This window comes from Niastella sp. sgz303648 (genome assembly GCF_059587045.1).
In genome coordinates this window covers 772,924-793,776 of the sequence record NZ_JCAPSW010000002.1, presented here as the reverse complement: position 1 = coordinate 793,776, position 20,853 = coordinate 772,924, and the positions used below count along the sequence as shown (strand labels likewise).

The window sequence follows — 20,853 nt, the reverse complement described above, 5'->3', positions numbered from 1 at the left end:
AGGTATTCAACATAAAAATTTGCAAATGCAGAAAATCGTATTAATTGCCAACGTTGCGTTTATGCTTTACGCGTGCGGCAAAATAAATGACGTATATATCGACAGAAGTACAAAATACAATATCGATTGGTCCTCTGCTGCAGACAGCAGCAGCACCAGCTTCATTAATGTGTACTGGAATTCGACCAAACATCATTTTAACAACGACAATTTTGGCACCGTTAACCAATTCGATTACTGGCCCGAAGCCCACGGGTTGGATGTTCTTACAGATGCTTATATACGAACAAAAAGCAACTTCTATAAAGACCGTATTTACGATTTTTACGAAGGGGTAAAAGCCAAGAACGGCGGCAGCTTCTATAATAATTATTACGACGATATGGGTTGGCATGGCATGGCGCACCTGCGTGCATTTGAAGCTACGGGAGATGCGCGCTTTGAGGCTTCCGCAAAGGAATTATGGCAATGGATCGTTACCGGCTGGAATGAAGACGATGGAGGCGGAATACCCTGGAATCATGAAAATACTACCGAAGGACGAAGCAAGGGCGTTCCTTCCAATGGCCCTGCGGCTATCATAGCAGCACGCAGATGGCAAAAATATGGCGAAACGGAAGTGATAAACGGACTGAACAATTTGCAATGGCTCGATAAAATTTATAACTGGATGAAGGAGCATCGTGTTGTACAGCAATCGGGCCGGGTGTATGATAATTTCAGCGATACCAGAGGTGATTGGACATACAATGCCGGAACTTACATGGGAGCAGCGTTGGAGTATTACAAGATTACGGGTAATAAAGTTTATTTAAACGACGCCATCAAAACAGCCGACTGGACAACCAGCACGCTGATCAATTCGAACAACAAAGTGCTGAGCGACTGGGCAGAGCAACAAGATCATGATGTAAATCTTTTTAAAGGAATTTTTGTACGCTATCTTACCCTGTTGATCAGGCATAAAGACCTGCCGGAAACAAACAGAAAAAGATATGTTTATTTTTTAAAGAACAGTGCGCAGATATTATGGACAACAGGTTGTGTTAAAAGCCCGGTTATTTTATTCGGCTATCATTGGTGGCAGGCACCAACAGAGGGAAAAGCAGCCTTACGCACACAGTTAAGCGCCTGTATGTTGATAGAATCCCTGGCCTTACTTAAACAGGAAGGATATCTGGAATAGTATATTTCTCCTAAGCAAAACAGCCTTCAGATTTAATAACCTGAAGGCTGTTTTATTTTTGATTCTTTAGCGATTAAATCGACAATGCTTTTTTTAACTGGCCGGCAAACTGATAATCATTTCTTGCATGAGGTACTTTCTGCTGCAGGCCGGTTTTGCCGGATATCTTTAAAAATGTTTCAAATCCGCCTTTCGGCACTACTGTTATTTTTAACGGTTCAATAGCTTTATGTGTTACCACATCTTTATAGGAAAAATTACGGGTGCAGATCTTTTTGTCGAGGCGTTCTGCAAAATCCTGTATATTATCCGGCGCCTGGCCAAACTCAATAAACCATTCGTGAAAAGGCAGCGTGCCATCGTCTTTTATGTTGGGAGCAACCGTATATTCAACTATAGTAGCGCTGCATTCCATTGCTGTTTCAGCGATCGACTTTTCGGTTTCCTCCACGGTTACATGCTCTCCAAATGCAGAAATGTATTGGGCAATTCTTCCTGTGATTTCAATACGGTGCGGAAAAACTGTTTTAAATCGTACCGTGTCGCCATTGATATATCCCCAAAGGCCTGCATTGGTATTTAGTACCAGGGCATAGTTAATGCCGGGCTGCACATCTTTCAAAGAAACTCTTTTTACATTTTCTTTGAATAAAGTATCTACCTCTACAAATTCAAAAAATATTCCATTATCCAGAATCAATTGCATCCCTCTTTCTTCCAAACGGTCCTGGTAAGCCAGCAGTCCTTCAGTAGACGGATACGTTTCGAATGCATCAAACGGCATATTGATGTATTTCTTTATTTCCGGCAAAAAGGGTTCATAATCCATGCCGCTTAGTATGAGCAATTGAAAATTCGGAAATAATTGTTTGAATTCCTTTCCTGTTTTTTCTTTTATTGCTCTGAGAAATACCAACAACCACACCGGCATGGCCACAATGATGCGGATATCATTGACTTCCGCAAGCTCAATCATTGCCTCAATCCTTTCTTTATAATCGGGAATAGCATTAATTTCATCAGAAGGCAATCGCAACCATTTATACCACCACGGAACACAACTGTTTCCAATAGTAGAAATGGGAGCTGCTTTGATGCCATTGATATCTTCAAAAAAATGACCATCAGAAAAAAACAATGATTTACCTTTCAGAAAGGCAACTTTTTTATTTCGATGGGAATATTGTAAGGGGGAATATTGCCCCCCACCTATATGGTTTTTAAGCGAATCTTTGGTGACCGGAATAAATTTCGTTTTACTGGTGGTGCCGGAAGTTTTACCAAAGAATGCCGGCCTGCCTTTCCACAAAACATCACTTTCACCTGATTTTATTCTTTCTATATACGGCAGCAACTGCTCATAATTTCGCAGGGGTACCCGTTCTTTAAAATCTTCATAGGTTCTTATTTTATCAAAGCCATGGTCTTTCCCAAAAACAGTATGTTGCGCCTGTTCAACAAAAGAATGCATTAACCTGGTCTGACAGGCAATAGGGTCGGCAAGCATACCGGCAATCCGCTTATACTTTATACTAACAAATGACGCAAGAAGGGAGTCTAATAATTGCAATGGTACCGTATTTATAAGTAAAAAACGCTTTTGACAAAGGTGAGCCTGCATCCCACATCAGCAGATTCCCCCATAAAAAACCTTCAAATGTAAGAAACTCAAAGCGCTCAGGATGAAACAAATTAATTAATTATCGAATAAACGGTATTGTATATATTAATATTGAGGCAACCGGATGCAAATTTTGGAAAGAAAAGTCAGTGGAAGATGTTGGGATAATGATAGTCAGGAACCCTTAATAAGTTGCTCCAGCTTCCCTGTAGATTGGCCATGAACTTCAACTTTTGTGAACGTGTTTGTGTAATAGGTGCAAATTACAACAGGATCAATTTTTATTGTTGTTGTGCCCGTTCCTGTTTCTGTTATCTGAATGCTCCACTGACCGTAAATTGTTTTCGGATTCCATCCCTTTTCATCTACTTTTTTCAAAACCACCCAGGCATCAGTTTCATTCAATTGACCATTTTTATCTTCGAATGTATAAGCAGGAATAAACGAGGTTTTCTTTGAAACAATGAGCCCTTTCTTTTTATCGACCTTGTCAATAACCAAACCCTTTTCTGCAAACAATTGTGTCACCTTTAACCAAAGAGTATCGATTGATTTATTTGAGGTGATTTCCAAAGGGCTGGTTCCATAATTTCCTTTAAGAGCAATCATACCCGGACTACATGCATTAATAATTACTAATACAATGATTACTGGTAACGAATATACTTTAGTCAGACTTTTCATAAGTTGATGTGAAATTAAAAAGTACTTTAATATTTCAGCATTTATACACAGGGGCAATTGCAATCTAAAGATAACGACTACAGTTCAATGTTATTCCACTTTTTTAACGCTTACTGCGCTTTGTTTCGCGGGGTTTGTTTTCGCTAACTGAATTGAATAAAAAGCCAACATATACCCCTATTCGTTACAAATTTATTCGTTAGTTAGTATCACAATAAACGATTGCCAGGCACTACTCATCTGCACGGTCTTACCATTCCAAAGTACAACACGGTTTGCTTCATTATTCCTTATTTCCTAATCATTAAATATTATCAAATGAACAATTTCGATTGCAAATGCCTTTGTTACAGGATCTCAAAAATATTTTTCCCGCTATTAAAAAGAGGGTGCCTGCTGCTTCTGTTTAGCATGCTGTCCTTTTATCTTCATGCACAATCCACATTAACAGCCACAGCCAGTTCGGGCAGTGCCTACCCGGTCATTTCAGCGGCCGGCTTCGGCAATGAAAATCCCGATTGCGTACATACCTCTTTCGGACCGCATGTTACCCAGGCCTTCGATTCGGATTTGGGAAAGAATGTATTTGTATTCCATAGCCATATCGTTGACGACAACGATCGATGTATCAATCTTGATCGCGTTCGCATGGAAATCAAAGGAGGAGGCAGCGCAGAAGAGCAGGCACAGGGAGAAACAGGCTATTTCAGATGGAAATTTAAGCTCGACGCCAATTTTATCGGCGGATCTTCTTTCTGCCACATCTTCCAGATCAAGGCTGTAGGCGGTGACGATACCGGCTCTCCTTTGATTACCATTACACCCAGGGCCAGTATCCTCGAAGTGATACACGACGGGGGCGATGAAGCTGGCTCGGTTGATCTTGGACGACTCGTGTCGGTTGACCTGGCGCCGTTTAAAGGTACCTGGGTAGAAGGCTATATAAAATATGTAAGCAGTGATAACGGCTCTTTCGAGATCACTTTGAAAAGAATAAGCGATGGCGCTACCCTTCTCAGCTATAGCAAAACCAGCGGCATCGATCTTTGGCGAACCGGCGCATCACGCAACCATCCCAAATGGGGCGTGTACCGTTCCAAAAACAGCACGGGCCTGCGCGATGAACAGGTTCGCTTTGCCGATTTTTGCATATCAGAAAGCAGTGCGTCGCAATGTCCGTCAGATGCAGGTACAGGAGGCAGTGATATTTCGGGATTTTACAGGTTAACTCCCCGACACAGCGGCAAAGCCCTGGTGGTACAAAATGCTTCAACAAGCAATAGTGCAGCAGTTATTCAATATACTTATGGCGGCAGCGCTACCAACGATGAATGGCAGCTGAGCAGCATTGGCAGCGGCTATTACAGGATCATCAATCGCAACAGCAGTAAAGATATGGTTGTTCAAAATGCTTCAACCAGTGATGGGGCAGCCATTATTCAATATACTTACGGTGGCAGCGCTACGAATGATGAATGGCAACTGGTCAGCAACGGCGAAGGGTATTATCGCATTGTAAACAGAAACAGCGGCAAGGTGGTAGAAGTAACCGGCAGCTCTACAAACGATGGTGCAACCGTTGATCAGGCTACCTGGAATGGTGGCGAAAACCAGCAATTCCAACTCGAAAGTATCAGTAGTGCACGTATAGCCCAATCCGAAACCAACGTATTGCCTGATATCAAAAAAGAAACAATTGCATTTCAAAACCCTTTAACAGGCGCAGGCGTAATAAATATTTACATTGACCAGGATGGACCTGTTAGCCTTACACTTTACGACATGACAGGGCGACCGGTATCTGTACTGCTGAACAGCCATTTGCAAAGGGGCAATCATTCGGTTCTTTTAAACAGTAAAAATCTGGCTACCGGGGTGTACGTACTAACGCTGTCACAAAATAATAAGCGGATTTCAAAGCGTCTTATAGCTCCATAGTTGAATCAAAAAATGCCATTATAAGGAGATGTTTACATATTAAAGCCATTTAACAGGCGACATTTCATGAACGAATTAATGACCGGGTCATTAATTCGTTTTTTTTTTGATGGGGATCGAAGTAATCTTCCTATCGCTTAATCACCTTCTGAATAAACTTTTTATCGGAACAAATTGCCTGTACAAAATATACGCCGCTGGCAAAACGGCTCATGGTAAAAGTGTAACTGCCTGCTCCATTCCCTTTAGCGACCTGCTCTCCTACTTTTTGTCCGGAACTATTATACAAAACAATAACTTTTAATGTAGACGGATATGGATAAAATTGTACGGTAATGACATCGGTAGCAGGATTCGGTGTAACCATAAAACCTTTTGATCTGAGATTGGGATTTACGTTTTTACTATAAACAGTAATGTCATCGAGGTAAATATTGTTCTCATTTTCTGTTGTATTCATAAAAGCCAGCAAAACGGGACCAGCGTTTATATAAGGAGAAAGATTAACAGAATCTTTCCGCCATTCTGAAGGGGCAGGCACAAATGAAGATGTTGAAGAACTGCTTCGTGTAATGAGCGAACTGCCCCATTTCTTGTAAAGGCTGGCATATGTAATACCACAATCGGTGCTTATCAATACCTGCAAAGTGTCCCGTAAATATCCGGCAGTTGAAGGGTTGGTCTTTACACCGGCGGCTACCTGAAAAGAGAGAAAAGCCGAATCACCATTGGAAATACTTTCAATGGGCAGGCGCAGATAATCACGCTGACCATTCACCTGGTAATCAAAATTGCGCATGACCACACAGGCGTTACCGGTTTTTGCCACCCCGGTTACCCGTTCCCAGGTAGTAGTATTATCAGGGTTAACAATATCCCATCCGGCAGCAGGGAAAGTATTGTTTTCAAATCCTTCGGTTAAAGGCGCAGCAGCTGACTGATAAAATTGAAACGTGCAGGTATTGGTATCATTAGCGTTATTCAGGTCTGTATTACCGTTAGGCGATGCAACCATCACCTTTAATACATGGCTCCCTTCATTAGCTATAGTAAGCGCATTCAATGTAACGGATGTTTCTTCGAGGCTAAGCAGAGAGCCTGCCCAATGGGTCAATATTGCAGGTTCATTATCTATACTGGCATAAAAATCCGCTGACTCTACTGTTTGGAGTCCCCGGTTGCGCAGCGTAATAACAGGTGAAATGGTTTCAGTACAAACCCGTTGAGCCGGGGCTTTAATTTTTCTCACAGCGGCATCCAAACTAAATAAAGGCACCGGATCGGCGCCATCGGAAGTATAATAGCCCGCCCGGTAATCGCTTAAAGCCGTTTCCATGCGAGTAACCTGACCTTTCGTAAACAAGCACATACAGGCATCATCCGTATAATCCATATAATCTTCGTACAAAATACCCGGAGCAGCAGGACTACAGCCATCCGTTATCAGCGCTCCTCCCGGACAACCGCTGGTGAGTGTTGTTTGATTTGGAGTATCATCTACAAAATCGGTTCCTGTACAACCATTTTCATCGCCCCAGATATGATACAGATAAAAATAATGACCGGTTTCGTGAGTGAGCGTACGCCCCCTGTTGAAAGTAGTAAGGGAGTCGGCGGGCAAGGTTTTATAATGAATAACTACTCCCTCTTCGGCAGGTACGCTGGCGCCAGGCAAAGTGCTGTATCCTAAAACATAGCCAGCTGATAAATTGCAAATCCATACATTAAAAAAACGGTCAGGGTTCCAAGCATCATCGCCACCCAGGGTGCTGTATTTAAGACTTTTATCAAAAGTACTATATACAATGCGCGAAGTAGTGACGCGTACAATACCGTTAGTTGGCTCATTATCGGGTGTTCTTTGCGCCATTTTAAATTGAATTAAACTTTTGCCAAACAAAGGTTTAAAAGCAGCCGGTAGGTTCGCCGAATCACTGTTCATACCTGCAAAATCTTTATTTAACACATCGAGCTGAGCCTGTATTTGTGCATCGGTAATTACAGCCGGATTGGTGAGCACAATATGAAATACAACAGGTACATATATAACGTTTTGCTCAATACGAAAAGTGGGATCTGTTGTTTTTCGTTTATTTACAGACTGCTGAAAATCGACGGTTTGTTTTTGAAATTTTGCTTTCAGTGACGGTTTGCTTTCAAAGGCTTGTTCCAATACCTGCATGGTGCCGCATTGCCGAACCAATGGCTTCTCCTGTGCAAATGAGTAGTTTCTGATACCCAACAAACAGATACTTACAATTGCCAAACGGCTGATTACTTTTACATATATAATCATTTTCCGAAAACAGAAACTCAGATATGTCAATAGAATAGGTTTTAAATCTTAAAAAAACATACTCGCCTTCATTTCAGTGAAACTTTAAATATGAAATGTTACCCGGGGTTGACACCAAAACTTTGAATAGTGTTGTATGAACCTTCATCATTATCATTTCCTGATAAATTTACAATGATTATTGCAGGCTAATTGCCGCAGAAATTGAGCGGTGTGTGCTGTTGAATGAGTGGCAGAGAAATTGGGGTAAGCGGTTGAGGGAGATCAGATAAAGAAGGGACTCAATGAAATTTTGGTTGGGAAGTGTTTTTTATTTTTTCTTTTGTTTAAATTCTATAAATGCTTCCGGATCACTAATATCATTATCTTGTTTAGTGAATCTCACTATAATATTATCTATATTTTTCAAGTCCGGGTTTTGACTTTTTATCCTTTCTGTCACTTGAGAGGCTAGTCTTTCAAGTTCATTATATGATTTATTGTCTAAATCATATTTAAAAAAAGTGACAACTACATAATTATCTTTTTCATCAGTGCCAAAGCTAATTGAAGTATGAACATCTTCATGTTTAAATGTCGTTGATATATCTGAGTTTATTTTTCCAGCCTTGTCGATAATGTGTTTTAGACCGCAAGATGTTAGAAAAATAAATAATATCAATAAAGTGTTTATTTTCATTTTGTGCTATTCTTCTCTTGTTATTTTCTCCCATTCGTCAGCAGTAATTTTTTTGCCTTTTCCATCAAAATATTCTGTAGTGTCAGTAACCGATTTTGTATACTCCCTTCTTATAGTATCCCCTTGCATATTAAAATGATACCACCAGCCTGTATCTTTGTCCAGGTGCCGGTTACCAATGAAATTTAATTTCCCATTTTTAAAGTACCATTTACTAAGCCCCTCAAATTTTCCATCAATTGATATGCCTTCAAATGCGATCTGTCCGGAAGGATAAAATTCAAATGCTTTACCATTTCTTATCCCATTTTTAAAAGTCAGAAGTGCAGCTTTGCTTCCATCTTCCCTATAATGAATTTGTTCACCAGATTGCTTCCCATTTTTGAAACACTTTATTTCTTTTAAATTACCATTTTCATAATAAGATTTCTCGCAGGTGCTGTCCTCATAATGCTCAATTATCTTAGCTGGTTTGCCATTAGCAAATTTGTCTACAATTTCAGTTCTGGAATTGCAGGAAATCAGGAAAAGCAGGATGAAAAAATATACCTGTCGCATAGCTATCTTTAAAATTTAGGGGCGGATGGTATTTATAATGTACACTTTTGTATTTCCGTTATTAAACGCTACCTGAATCAGGAAACAACTTTATCAAGTTATTCTTTTTATGCTACTTAACAAAAAATGCGCGGCTTTTACTATGTAGCGCAAATACAACTCACGTTAATATTATATCATTCAGAAATGCCATATGTGTAAAATTGGAATGATATTAGCAGAAAGGTATACGCGTTACAACCACCATACCCATTGAATATGACTATTCCCAAACAAAAAGGCCTGATCCTGTTAGCTGTGCTGCTTTTCGTACACCCTTTTATTACCTGTGCTCAGGAAGGTATGCCGGTAGCTGTACGCCCCTGTGGTGCAGACAAACTATTGGAACAAATGAGAAAGAATCCCTCTTTCCGGGAGAAGGAGCGGATGCTGAATAAGGTTCTTCTGCAAAAGCATTATTTAAATGTTTCCGCCGCCCCGCCCGCTATTGTTACACTGCCGGTAGTGGTACATATCATCAATGAAGATCCCAACGCCTATACAGATGCAGCCGTTATACAGGCAATACAGGCGCTCAATGACGCATATAGTGCTTCAGGTACTTTTGCCGGCGGACGTACCGATACAAGGATCCGGTTCTGTTTGGCCAAAACAGCCCCTGATGGCAGCCGCACTACGGGCATCCTAAGAACCCACTCCTATCTCTCTGATTTTGACGTTGATATGGAAGGTGACGAAGTCACTGCGCTGGGAGCGTGGGACCGAAGCCGTTACATCAATATATGGGTGGTGTCTGCTATCCGATCTGAATTTATGCAGGATTTTAGTTGTGGTACCTGGACCCGCCTTAGCGAGGCCGGATATGCCAGTCCCGGTGGCGATGTGGTTGTAGCCGGACTGGGAGTGAATTTAGTAGCGCATGAGATGGGGCATTATCTTAGCCTTCTACATACTTTTGCCGCCAGGGACTGTAAGAACGATGACTGTCTTACCGATGGCGACATGGTATGCGATACACCTCCCGAACGAACTATTACCGGAGGTTATGCCTGCAGCGCACCGCAAAACTCATGCAGCACAGATACCCTTTCAGGATTTAGCACAGATGTGCCGGACCTGCCGGATAATTTCATGGATTATGGTTCCGGAACAGGCTGCATCCTGGGCTTTACATCAGGGCAGGCTGAAAGGATGCAAAACTTTATTTCTACTGCATTGCCGCTAATGGTTAACAGCACTGTTTGCAATGATCCCTGTGGCGCTGCTGTTACTGCAGCTTTTACCCGTGACATAGAATATCCAGTAGTTGGCGACGTAGTAACATTTACTGCTGCCGCAGGCGCCGGGCAAACCTTCCAATGGCTGGTAGATGGTACACCAGCTGGCACCGGTGCAACACTTGCATTAACAGTAACCCAAAAGAAAACCTACCGGTTGGAATTACGGGTAACCGATATTGCAAGCGGATGTAAAGCTTCCACTACCGACGCGCTACAGGTAAGCTGCGGCGTAGTAGCGAGATTTTATCCCGACAAGCGCAAGATCGCTTCCAAAAATGGCATTGAGACCGACCACGTTGTTTTTACCAATCGCTCCCGCAATGCTACTTCCTGGAAATGGCTCTTTAGCAACGACAAGGGCATGGCAGAACAGGTCGTGAGCACGGATGAACAACTGGACTACACATTTAAAATTCCCGGCATATATAAAGTTCGCCTTTATGCAACCAATGGTAGTTGCGAAGACACCACCAACCCGGTTACCATTGTGGTGGATGATCCCACTGCCGATGGTGTGATACATGTAGAAAGCGTAACGTGTTATCAACAGGATAAAGTAAGGGTACAGCTTTGGTTTGAGAACAGGGGCTACGTGACCATTCCCAAAAACACCCCTGTATCTTTTTATGACGATGATCCCCGCACCGGCAAAGGGAAGCTGTTGGGAAATCCGTTCCTTTTACCGGATGATCTTCCCGGCAAATGCGCTTCTTACCTATATACGGCAACAGTAACAACCGGTCGTGCTTATTTGGATACACTGGTGACGGTAATGAATGATAACGGCAGTACTTTGCCATTGGCGTTGCCGAATACCGGACTGCAGGAAGTAACTTTTAATAATAACGTGAGTATTAAGCAGGGATTTGCGTTCCGCGCATCACTTAACCCAAATGAATATACGTTGATGCCGGCCGAACAGGTGGAGCTAAAACCCATTGTTGTGAGCGGTGGCGCTATCACTACTGCTACCTGGGAAATTTCGCCTTATCTCAATTGTACCGATTGTATCAATACTATGTTCACTGCATTGTACCGCCAGGATACCATTACTACGGTGAAAGTGCGGGCCTACACGCAATATGCATGCTACAGCGATGCAACGGCTACCATCCATATCCCAGTAGTGGACGATTACACGGTAAAGCTGAACAGCCTGGATTGTTCCGGGGGCGACAGTCTGCATGTGGATTTCTCCCTGTGCAATGGGTATGCACAAGGAAATATACCTGCTTCTCTGCAGGTTGATTTCTATGACCGTTTACCGGATGACCCGGCAGCAGTGAAGCTGGGTAACAGCTATCTTACACCCGCGACTTCTACCGGCGCCTGCAGTAATTATGAGCAATATATCCGGAGCACCACAACAGGTAAGGTGTTTGCAGTGGTTAACAAAGACCGCAAGGTATATCCGGTGGCAAGCGGTTTAAACGAATCTGTCTATGACAATAATACCATTAACCGCAATTATACGCCTCCGGTATTGTTGGTTTTTCCAAAAGATACTACCGTGTTCCGAAAGGCCCTGTTCAATCTGTATTACGATGTAACTGGTTTTACACCAACGTCTGTGCTATGGAATAGCAGTAGTGCATATACGCTCAGTTGTACCACCTGCCCCAGCCCGGTAGCATCCATGCTCGATAGCGGCATGGTGAGCCTGCAACTCACCAACCAGTACGGATGCGTATTAAAGGGACAGGAGTACCTGCATATATTTCCTCCCGATATGACAATAGAATTGTTGTCGGCAGATTGTTACGACAATTCCCATATCATCGTGAAGTTCCGTGTGTGTATGGGAAATGGTTATGATTCTGTTTACAGGCAGATACCCGTATCCTTTTACAATGGAAATCCGGATGATGCACAGTCTGTATTATTATCGCCCGGGTATTATACACCAGCTTCCATATTTGGCGCATGCCGTGAATTTACACATGTACTCACCGCTCCCGGTACCAGCCAGATAGCAGCCCTGGTGAATGACCAAAAGACGTTTAAGGAAACAGATTATACCAATAACCAGGGCAGCCTGAAATATACCCCCTTTGACATAAATTTCACGCCCGAAATTATTACGCTGGCGAGGCCGGCCAGTGTAACCTTGCATCCAACCGTTAGTGGCGGTACCGCCACTGCGTATGTATGGGAACCATCGTTGGGACTTTCCTGCAACAACTGCGCTGAACCGGTAGCTTCGGCAACATCTTCGATGACGTATCTGGTAACTGCCACTAACAATTATTATTGCAATGATACAGCTTCTGTACACATCCAAACCTTTGTGAAGACCGGTATCGCCATGCCCAATGCCTTTTCGCCAAATGGAGACGGTAAGAATGATTATTTCTACGTGATAGGTGGTCAGGATATCCGGAAAGTAAATCTGTCGGTATTTAACCGTTATGGACAGAAGCTATTTGAGTCGGGCAATTCACCGGCTAACGACCGCAAATATGGCTGGGATGGTACTGTGAAAGGGAAACGGGTTGATCCCGGTACTTATGTTTACTTCGCTGCAGTGGAATATCTCGACGGTTCTGTACAGTACATTAAGGGGACTGTAATACTGATACCATAGTGGGTTGATTGAAGCTGCCAGAAGGTTCCGTGAAACATTTGATCTCATCTTTGGAGCTTTCTTCCAGACGAAGTACTATATTTGGCCGTTGGTAGTAATTACATTAATAAATAATTCCAGTATAAGTCAATCCTTGTTAAGATGTGTCTTACAATATGGTATTCGGTAATTTTTAAATTTGTCTTCCATTTACTCCATAATACTTTTTTTTCTTTCTTCTCCAAATGACAATATTTAATCTTTATTCGGCAAAGTTTCCAAAGTTCAGTGTACATGCCTAAAGATTCCGCTTTATCAATAGATTCTTGAAGCTTTTCAAAGGGAACTTCATTAGAATCCCATCTTCCATAACGAATTTTATCTCTATAGGCAATAATGGACATTCCTGTAAGTCCTAAATTCTTATATCCCTTGTAAGAGGGCAAAGACAATAATGATCCATTGTCTATTCCCAAGCGTTCTAAATTATGTTGAATAGATTGACGGTCATCCCATGAACCAGAAGTAACAAGCTCTTGTGCCTGAATATTAATCAATCTTATTTTATTATTTATAAAGTAACGAAGTATAAAAAATAACTTTAGTCTGCATATTTGATTCATTCTCATCCAAAAACTCGTCTCTTGATTAATTAGCGATGCGTTGATTTCACTATTGGATTGGCAATATTTATTAGTTATTTTTTTTGCAAGTACTAAATATTTATATGAACGAATATAACTACCGTGATTAAGCCAAAATCTCGAAACAGAGTTTAATGCAAAAATATGTTCTTTTGTATTATTAGGATAAAGGGTTGAAAGTAATAAACTGGTTTTAGCGGCCTTTGAATATTCCCCTGTATGGCCATACATTTCACATAAGGCATGAGTTGATTTTTTGATATCAAGTTTTGAATTTATTGCTTTTAGTAAAGGGATACCAATGCTTGCACATGCAATCCTATTTAAAATATTTAGCTGCCACTCGTATAATTCAATTTCAGATAACAGAAAATATATTGACGGGTTGAAATCAATCTTTTCAAGAGTTAGTTTAATTTTCTCTTTAAAAAATAGTTCAATAAACTTTTGAAAATCCCCTATCAATAACTCATTCTCCGATTTTGAATTAAGTAAGAAATCGGCATACGCAGTTAATTCCTCCTTTACATTGCCAGTGGCAGAATAATGAATCCAAATGATCTTCTTGTAGTTATTCAATTGTGTAATTAAAGGGCAAATATCAAAGTCCCGACCACTATACCCTATAATTATAAGAACTTTTTCAGATATTAAATTCTTTAGCAACTCTACTTTCCATTCTTTTAAACTTCCTTCCTGGTTAAGTGTATAAATTAGCGTGTTTTCATAATTACTTTCAGACGTTCCATGAATTTTAAAATATATCCCATCGATCAATTCCTGATTAAGATTATTATAGTCGTCTTCATCTCTGATTAGCTTTATTAGACCAAGTTCTTTCAATGCGGCATCAAAGGTAAGATCATAATTTGGTGTTATTATTCCCCGCAATACTCCCTCCATTAACTTTTTCGATATGCTCTGATGAATTGAGTTGAAACGATCAGTTTTAAATATAGAATTAATGATAGCTGGCAATCGGTGTTTATTAGGAAAGCATTCCATTAATGCTTCAAATGGAATATCTGAAAATTCTTTTTTTAACCATGCATAAGATTTGTTCTGAAATATATTATTACTGAAAATATAAGAATACATTCTTTCACAGAAATTCATTCCTGACAACAAGTTTGTGGGAGCAAACATAGAAATAGCAGAACCTATAAATAACACAGGTCCTGATTTAATTATTTCTCCAATTTCATTAGGTGGAAACTCTTCAATATTTGATATAGTCACATTATGAAGGATTAGTTTGATGTTAACGTTTATGACGTTCTAATGTGCTGGCATTCCTCGTTTCATCAGTATCCATCAAAAAAAGTTATATCAATCATCGTCATATTTCCCAGTACCACGACACTTATCGCATTTTTTTCTTCCATTGCCACCACATCTATAACATTTTACCCAATCATTAGCCAAACTGGTTAATTCAGAAAGACCAAACATATAGGACGAGTTTCTAATTTTACCAGTACCGTTACATTTGTCACAACGGATTGTTTTATTACCGGCGCATTTATTACAATTGTTCATTTCCTTTGAATGTTAATCATTTTGTTCGCAGGTCGGAATTTTCTTTTGTTACACAACTGTTAGTAATCATTAAAAATTAGATTTTACATCGCTTAATTCTGAGTATAGATAGGATAAATGAAATAATTCTTCCTCTGTCATTTCGTTAGGATTCTTAGTAATTAATTCAGCAATATACCAATCGGCAGCGCCAGCGTAATAGTTCACCTTTTGTTTTACAACTCCAACAAGTTTGTCACCAACGAATGCTTTTGCTAATTCAGTAAGCGGTAATAAGATGACATATTTTACTATTTTTGCAAATAAAACCGGGACCCTAATTAAAAGAATTACCCAACCTTTTGAAGAAGTTTGACCTTGTTCTTCCGCCCAACGATATACACCTAAGCCAAAGTTTATAAATTTAATCATCACATCGCTAATTAATGGTGGCAACCAGAATCGTGATAGTGGCGCAAAACCAAGGCAACAAGCTAAAACATGGAGTATAAAAATGATTCCAATTATTGTACCAATTACAGGGCTAATTGCGCTACCGACTGCTGTCAAAATACCAAGAAGAAGCACCCCATAGAATAGGGAGACAATAGATAGTATTGAAATATCTTCCTTAAAATCCTCATTCAATAAATCTTTTAACTTAAAACCATCACTCAATACAACTTCGTTTTCTGTCCATTTATACTTTTTCTCCTTAATAAAAGCCCATAAATTTTTAAGTATTGATTGAATTTCAGGTGCATTTTTTCTTATTATTTCTTCTGGTTCTTCACGAACTGTTTGTTTTTTATCTGTGAATGAAAAAGCATCACCAGCTTGATATGTTCCTTTCAAGTAAGAGTAAATCATTTGACATGCTGCTTCAACCTGCTGAAAGTTAACTGTATATTCTTCAGTAATTGATTGGTCATTTAAATGTGTTACTTTGTCTGGGTGCCACCTTTTTTTTGCTTTTTTTTCAAGTTGAGGAATGTCTTCAGTCTTAAGTTTTGAAATGTCAGCAATTTCTAAAAGCTCAATAGCTTTATCAAAAGTAAATTCCATGGCAAGTCGTTTTGGTTATGGTTATTTATTTGTTCTAGCCTAAAAGGTCTTTACAGCTTTTACATCTTTCATGTTTACAATTATTACATACCCATTTGTCATAATAATTTTCATGTCTGCATTTGCAACATCGCCAACTGTTAGTCATTGCAACTGGGGTTGTTGTATTTATTACATTGAGTGAATCAACCATATTGGGCGTATGATTAATTAAACCATCAATTGTCAGCTTAATTTTAATAGCATGGGCTGTCATAATAGATTTATTTTAACGTATGATAAAAACCGATCCGGCTTCAACTATAGTATATTGTTAGCAGCCAGCTCCATTCTTCACGGCTCTTTTTCTTTTAATGTCTCATCCTGGAAATTAATAACTACTTTCAATATTAAAACTCATCAATAATTTCAACGGTTGCTTTAGCATAGGGGCTTCTGTCAATTTGTATTTGAAGCACTCTTCTAAAATTGTTCAATTCCCGTTGTTCAATAACCTCTTGCATTTTGGTCCGTCCTTGAAAACACTCGGAAAACCTGTTTCTCTCAAACAAATATCTTTTTTGGCAAAAAGCTATACCACCTTAGTCACAGCGCAGTAAATGTCAAACAACATTTTGTTGACATCAGCATGTAACAACCTAAATCAGAAAAACTAGGGATTCAATTAAATGTATTGGTTGGGGTAATAATGGCTCAAACAATGACCATCATAAAATTTCAACGGGTGCGAGTTGCCGTATTATCAATATTAGGGATAAAACCCGATACCAATGTAGAAATCCTTTTTCAAACTCCCAAATTCTTGCATGTAAACAACTCTACAATAAAAACCTTCTTAGATCATTAATACAGTATAGTTAACAGTCGTGAGAGTTAAATTGATAAGAAAAATGGGATAATATACGGATCAAGTCAAATTCCCGGGGGATAGGTAACACACTGACTACCGCCCCATCAAAACGTTTGTACAGAGAAGTAATGAAATGATATTGACCATTGCGATGGATAACAAGACCGGCTGTATTCTTTTTAATGGCTGGTTGCCGGCAATCGTCCCGTTGCTGCAGTGTGGATAACAGTTCAGCTATAATATCCGCTTCGTCCCATTCGTCTCTTAATAACTGCATAGCAAAAGCAGTTAATTGCTGAAAGTAGCTTCGACACTTGTATTGAAACGGGATCCGTGCGTGTAATTTTGAACCAATTTTTGATGCCCGGGCCAGCAGGCCGGCATTATATAGCAATCGCTGCCTGTTGGCTTTGCGGCGAACACTCTTTATTGATTTACCCTCCCAGTAAGCGCTGTTCAATTTTCGATAAGCGCGTTTAGGCTCAGCAGCAGGCAAAGCGGCAATGGCTTCCTGCGTAGGTTGTTTATTAATCACCGCTTCTACATATCGCTGATACAATAGCTGTTGAATCTCCTCTTCCTTCTTCCCTTTTTTAAGCAGGGTATATGCTTCGCCGGTGAATGACCGGTACATCCACCCCTGCCGCCAGTATTCTGGCAATGCATTATATACCCGGGAGCCGATTTGGGAAGCTTTTGCCATTACACGGGCATTATGCCGCGTGCGTTCAAATTGAGGAGCATAAAGTACTTTTCTTCGGGTGAGCGAGCTTTTTTTACGCACGAAGTTCCTGCCTTCCATAACATAGAAGGTAAGCTTACCGATGGTTCGGTTAATAATGAATGGTGCAAAAGCTTCGGCCATGTAATAAAGTTACCGACTATATTAAAACGCCGGATGCCGGCACCATGATTTTGACTTTTTTCAATATTTAGCCCTATTGCGGTAGAAAGTTTGCAACCAATATATGACCGCCACTGAACAAACTTAATGCGTTGCTGTTACAGGAACTACTATACATGTACCGTACATGCGCCGTTGCAGGTCCGTGGCACATCGGTAGTTGAACGCCGCCAACTCCATGGATGCGCCCACGATACAGAATACTTAAAGCGCATTTTCTAAAAAGTAGAGTCAGTCAAAAATGGCGTACATGAAACACAATTCATAAGATTTATTTAGTGCGGTCAGTATTTTAAACATCCTCCAACAATTTGACTTGATTCACGATAAGAAGTACCGGGTGTGCCATTCAAGTTGATGATCATGCCGGGCACACACAAAAAAAGGCTTTAAGTTCAACGACTTAAAGCCCGACGAAGCTTAGTTGTTACCTGCATAGCCTTTTTTGCCAGAGTTGTATCCATTGTCTCTGTAAAATTGTTGGGGTCAGCAAAACATTACCACTTTGGTTTTATAAAATATAGAGCAGTTCCGTCAGGGTCGGTAAAGTGTAAAAATTGCCCACCTTCTTCTTGTCTGTCAGTTGCTTTTATAGATATTCTTTGTAATAAGGATCTTGACTCTTCAAAATTATCCACTGTAAAACCTATTGAAACGTTACCTGAATTGTTTGTCAAATTTGCCTCAACTGTGGATGTAATCCAATAATAACACCGGGTGCTGTCAGTTGAGCGTAATAGTTCCCCCATCGATTTTTTATTGTTAAACCGATGGACTCATAAAATGAAATTGACTTATTCAGGTCTTTTACATTAATTGTGATATTAGCTTCTTTTATTGACATATAAAGCCGGGATTATTCTGTCTTGAAATATTTATATACTATTCCTGCCAGCGCTGCACCAGCAACAGGGATTAAAATAAAAAGCCAAAGTTGAGACAACGCCCAGCCTCCCACAAACAATGCCTGGCTAATACTTCTTGCCGGATTAACGGACGTATTTGTTACAGGAATGCTTATTAAATGAATCAATGTCAAGGCAAGTCCAATTGCAATACCAGCAAATCCTTTTGGTGCCTTTTCATCAGTTGCACCTAAGATTACGAGTAAAAACATAAACGTCATTACAAATTCTGTAATTATAGCTGCAGGCATACTATACTTACCTGGTGAATGTTCTCCATATCCGTTAGCAGCAAAGTTGCCAATAGAACTTTCATTACCGGTTACAATCAGGTAAAGAACAGCCGCAGCCGTTATTCCACCGGCTACTTGTGAAATAATATATGGCAATATTTCTTTAGCACTAATTCTGCCACCCGTCCATAAACCAATAGTAACGGCTGGATTTAAGTGAGCTCCGGAGATATGTCCAAATGAATAGGCAATTGTTAATACGGTCAAACCAAATGCTAAAGAAACACCTAATAAACCAATCCCAACATTTGGAAAACCCGCCGCCAGCATTGCACTACCGCACCCGCCCAGAACAAGCCAGAAAGTCCCGATAAATTCTGCAAGATATTTTTTCATTTTTTTTGATTTTAGTTTTCCTGCTCTTGTGATTATTCGGTGATACCCCGTTTTTTTTATATGCCGGTTATCCACTGCTTTCTATAACAAATGAGGCTTGATAGTATATGGCTTATATTAATATACTAAAACTTAATCCGGAACAATGATGGGAATCAATCAAAACTTTGGTTGGGGTACAAATGGCTTAGACAATGCCATTTACAAATTTCAATGTGTGCGGGATTATATAACAATATAGCATTCCTTCTTCAGATTCCCAAATTCATGCCTATCGGGCTTAAAAGGCTTTAAGTGCAACAACTTAAAACATTTTAACAGAGGTAAGTTATATTCACGGCATTTTCCAAACTCTGCATTGAAGTGAGCAACCACACTCTTCGCTTTACCGTGGGCAACTCCGAATTCATCTTTGAGTTTTTTAACAGCATAAAGTTTTGATTCCTGAACCATAAGCCCCCATAATTCCAGAAGGATATCTTCCGGCAAGTCAGGTTTTTCTACATGCCATGAACATTTTTTACAAATTGAAGTGCTTATGTATTTACCAGGGGCGGTCTAACATCCCAGACTCATTACTCACTAATTTTCCTGCAAATGTAAGCGCTGTTTTGTGACATATTTCATAAATAGCCATCAATCCGTAAGTGCCAAGTAGGCCACAATCTTCTATGCGGCAGACTTTGCCATTGTCGTAAGTAATTGACAGAAATCCAAGGGGTTGATGAAGTAAATCGTAATATTCTTTCAACCCGGGAAAATTCATGCGATTCAGCAGGCCAGTCAGCCGGTTCCAACAAGCGGTATCGGTGCCGCCTACATATTTTTTAATAACTACATGATTACAAGTTGAAACCTGCCTGGTTAGGCGGGTGGTATCCCGGGAAAGTGTCAACTCAAAAGAAGAGCTGTCAACCATGGCATAACCAAAACTTAAACAGGAAAAACCAATATTTTCAATGGTATGATGAGCAGGTTGGGTGTTTTCAATAAATTCATCGAAGGCATACAACAACGTATCAACTCTTTCGATTTGATGCACCGGAGAGTTATACGACTCTATTTCATGACCCGCGTACGCTATTTCAATCATCGGTCGCCCGCCTGTTTGCACCGTCCTCGCGGCCAAATAAATCCTAAATTTTCTGCAATAGATATTCTTTATCCGGAAGGAATCATTACCAAATGAAAGTACCACCAAAGGCAGGGATTCCTCATATACATTCCCATAGCTGCACCCTAAACAGCCATTAAAAAGCAGGTCTGTGTAGCCATTGTTATCAAAATCTGCCTTTTCGTAATAATTCACTCGCCTTAAAACAGGAAACAATGAATCCCGTGTATGCCTGAATTCAGCATCTGGCATCATTTCCTCAAAACCATGATTTACCTTTTTTAAAAAAACCAGCGCTTCTTCATTACTGTTAATAGCTTCTATGTTCTGGGCATAAAAGGTAATTGGAAAAAGGAACAATAATAGCATGAGAAATCTTCCCATTATAAATTTTTAAAAATAACGGCAAGGCGCTGTTT

The 20,853-nt window shown here is 40.2% G+C and carries 14 protein-coding genes; 3 read left to right on the top strand and 11 right to left on the bottom strand.

The features are described from left to right. Positions 1-25 precede the first annotated feature (25 nt). The gene (locus tag AC59IL_RS07755; RefSeq protein ID WP_496551533.1) at positions 26-1,186 is read left to right on the top strand and encodes a glycoside hydrolase family 76 protein; all 1,161 of its coding nucleotides are present in this window, start codon (positions 26-28) and stop codon (positions 1,184-1,186) included. A gap of 73 nt (positions 1,187-1,259) precedes the next feature. Here AC59IL_RS07755 and AC59IL_RS07750 read toward each other — a convergent pair whose 3' ends face one another. Continuing rightward, complete coding sequence (locus AC59IL_RS07750) at positions 1,260-2,756, bottom strand: GH3 family acyl-acid amido synthetase (protein WP_496551532.1); 1,497 nt, start codon at positions 2,754-2,756, stop codon at positions 1,260-1,262. Between the two features lie 225 nt (positions 2,757-2,981). Further along, positions 2,982-3,554 carry a hypothetical protein gene (locus AC59IL_RS07745; protein WP_496551531.1) on the bottom strand — a complete coding sequence of 191 codons (573 nt, stop codon included), beginning with the start codon at positions 3,552-3,554 and terminating at the stop codon, positions 2,982-2,984. A gap of 348 nt (positions 3,555-3,902) precedes the next feature. On the opposite strand from AC59IL_RS07745, the gene AC59IL_RS07740 reads away from it, so the two are divergent. Further along, entirely contained in the window at positions 3,903-5,429 is a 1,527-nt protein-coding gene (locus AC59IL_RS07740; protein WP_496551530.1) for an RICIN domain-containing protein, read from the top strand. A gap of 130 nt (positions 5,430-5,559) precedes the next feature. Here the strand turns inward: AC59IL_RS07740 and AC59IL_RS07735 are convergent, their stop codons facing one another. The 3 genes from AC59IL_RS07735 to AC59IL_RS07725 all read right to left on the bottom strand — a co-directional run bounded on the left by AC59IL_RS07735 (position 5,560) and on the right by AC59IL_RS07725 (position 8,962). Next, positions 5,560-7,695, bottom strand: coding sequence for a M43 family zinc metalloprotease (locus AC59IL_RS07735; RefSeq protein WP_496551529.1), 2,136 nt, complete (start codon positions 7,693-7,695; stop codon positions 5,560-5,562). Positions 7,696-8,035: 340 nt separating this feature from the next. Continuing rightward, positions 8,036-8,404 (bottom strand): hypothetical protein, encoded by a 369-nt coding sequence (locus AC59IL_RS07730; RefSeq protein WP_496551528.1) that lies wholly within the window; start codon positions 8,402-8,404, stop codon positions 8,036-8,038. 6 nt (positions 8,405-8,410) lie between these two features. Then, a complete protein-coding gene (locus AC59IL_RS07725; protein ID WP_496551527.1) occupies positions 8,411-8,962 on the bottom strand; it encodes a toxin-antitoxin system YwqK family antitoxin in 552 nt (183 codons plus the stop codon). 258 nt (positions 8,963-9,220) lie between these two features. On the opposite strand from AC59IL_RS07725, the gene AC59IL_RS07720 reads away from it, so the two are divergent. Beyond that, entirely contained in the window at positions 9,221-12,826 is a 3,606-nt protein-coding gene (locus AC59IL_RS07720; RefSeq protein WP_496551526.1) for a T9SS type B sorting domain-containing protein, read from the top strand. Between the two features lie 98 nt (positions 12,827-12,924). Here the strand turns inward: AC59IL_RS07720 and AC59IL_RS07715 are convergent, their stop codons facing one another. The 6 genes from AC59IL_RS07715 to AC59IL_RS07690 all read right to left on the bottom strand — a co-directional run bounded on the left by AC59IL_RS07715 (position 12,925) and on the right by AC59IL_RS07690 (position 20,818). Next, positions 12,925-14,688: an SIR2 family protein gene (locus tag AC59IL_RS07715; protein WP_496551525.1), complete on the bottom strand. Its 1,764-nt coding sequence runs from the start codon at positions 14,686-14,688 to the stop codon at positions 12,925-12,927. A gap of 369 nt (positions 14,689-15,057) precedes the next feature. Continuing rightward, a complete protein-coding gene (locus tag AC59IL_RS07710; protein WP_496551524.1) occupies positions 15,058-16,032 on the bottom strand; it encodes a hypothetical protein in 975 nt (324 codons plus the stop codon). An 857-nt stretch (positions 16,033-16,889) separates the two neighbouring features. Beyond that, positions 16,890-17,747: a hypothetical protein gene (locus tag AC59IL_RS07705; protein WP_496551523.1), complete on the bottom strand. Its 858-nt coding sequence runs from the start codon at positions 17,745-17,747 to the stop codon at positions 16,890-16,892. Positions 17,748-18,642: 895 nt separating this feature from the next. Beyond that, on the bottom strand, positions 18,643-19,320 hold the full coding sequence (aqpZ, locus tag AC59IL_RS07700) for an aquaporin Z (protein WP_496551522.1): 678 nt from the start codon (positions 19,318-19,320) through the stop codon (positions 18,643-18,645). Between the two features lie 225 nt (positions 19,321-19,545). Beyond that, complete coding sequence (locus tag AC59IL_RS07695) at positions 19,546-19,809, bottom strand: hypothetical protein (protein ID WP_496551521.1); 264 nt, start codon at positions 19,807-19,809, stop codon at positions 19,546-19,548. 55 nt (positions 19,810-19,864) lie between these two features. After that, positions 19,865-20,818, bottom strand: coding sequence for a hypothetical protein (locus AC59IL_RS07690; RefSeq protein WP_496551520.1), 954 nt, complete (start codon positions 20,816-20,818; stop codon positions 19,865-19,867). Positions 20,819-20,853 lie beyond the last annotated feature (35 nt).

Bases quoted from the DNA above. Each gene is read 5' to 3' on its own strand.
- AC59IL_RS07690 (WP_496551520.1), bottom strand. From the start codon at position 20,818: ATGGGAAGATTTCTCATGCTATTATTGTTCCTTTTTCCAATTACCTTT.
- AC59IL_RS07725 (WP_496551527.1), bottom strand. From the start codon at position 8,962: ATGCGACAGGTATATTTTTTCATCCTGCTTTTCCTGATTTCCTGCAAT.
- AC59IL_RS07755 (WP_496551533.1), top strand. From the start codon at position 26: ATGCAGAAAATCGTATTAATTGCCAACGTTGCGTTTATGCTTTACGCG.
- AC59IL_RS07730 (WP_496551528.1), bottom strand. From the start codon at position 8,404: ATGAAAATAAACACTTTATTGATATTATTTATTTTTCTAACATCTTGC.
- AC59IL_RS07710 (WP_496551524.1), bottom strand. From the start codon at position 16,032: ATGGAATTTACTTTTGATAAAGCTATTGAGCTTTTAGAAATTGCTGAC.
- aqpZ (WP_496551522.1), bottom strand. From the start codon at position 19,320: ATGAAAAAATATCTTGCAGAATTTATCGGGACTTTCTGGCTTGTTCTG.
- AC59IL_RS07740 (WP_496551530.1), top strand. From the start codon at position 3,903: ATGCTGTCCTTTTATCTTCATGCACAATCCACATTAACAGCCACAGCC.
- AC59IL_RS07720 (WP_496551526.1), top strand. From the start codon at position 9,221: ATGACTATTCCCAAACAAAAAGGCCTGATCCTGTTAGCTGTGCTGCTT.
- AC59IL_RS07705 (WP_496551523.1), bottom strand. From the start codon at position 17,747: ATGGCCGAAGCTTTTGCACCATTCATTATTAACCGAACCATCGGTAAG.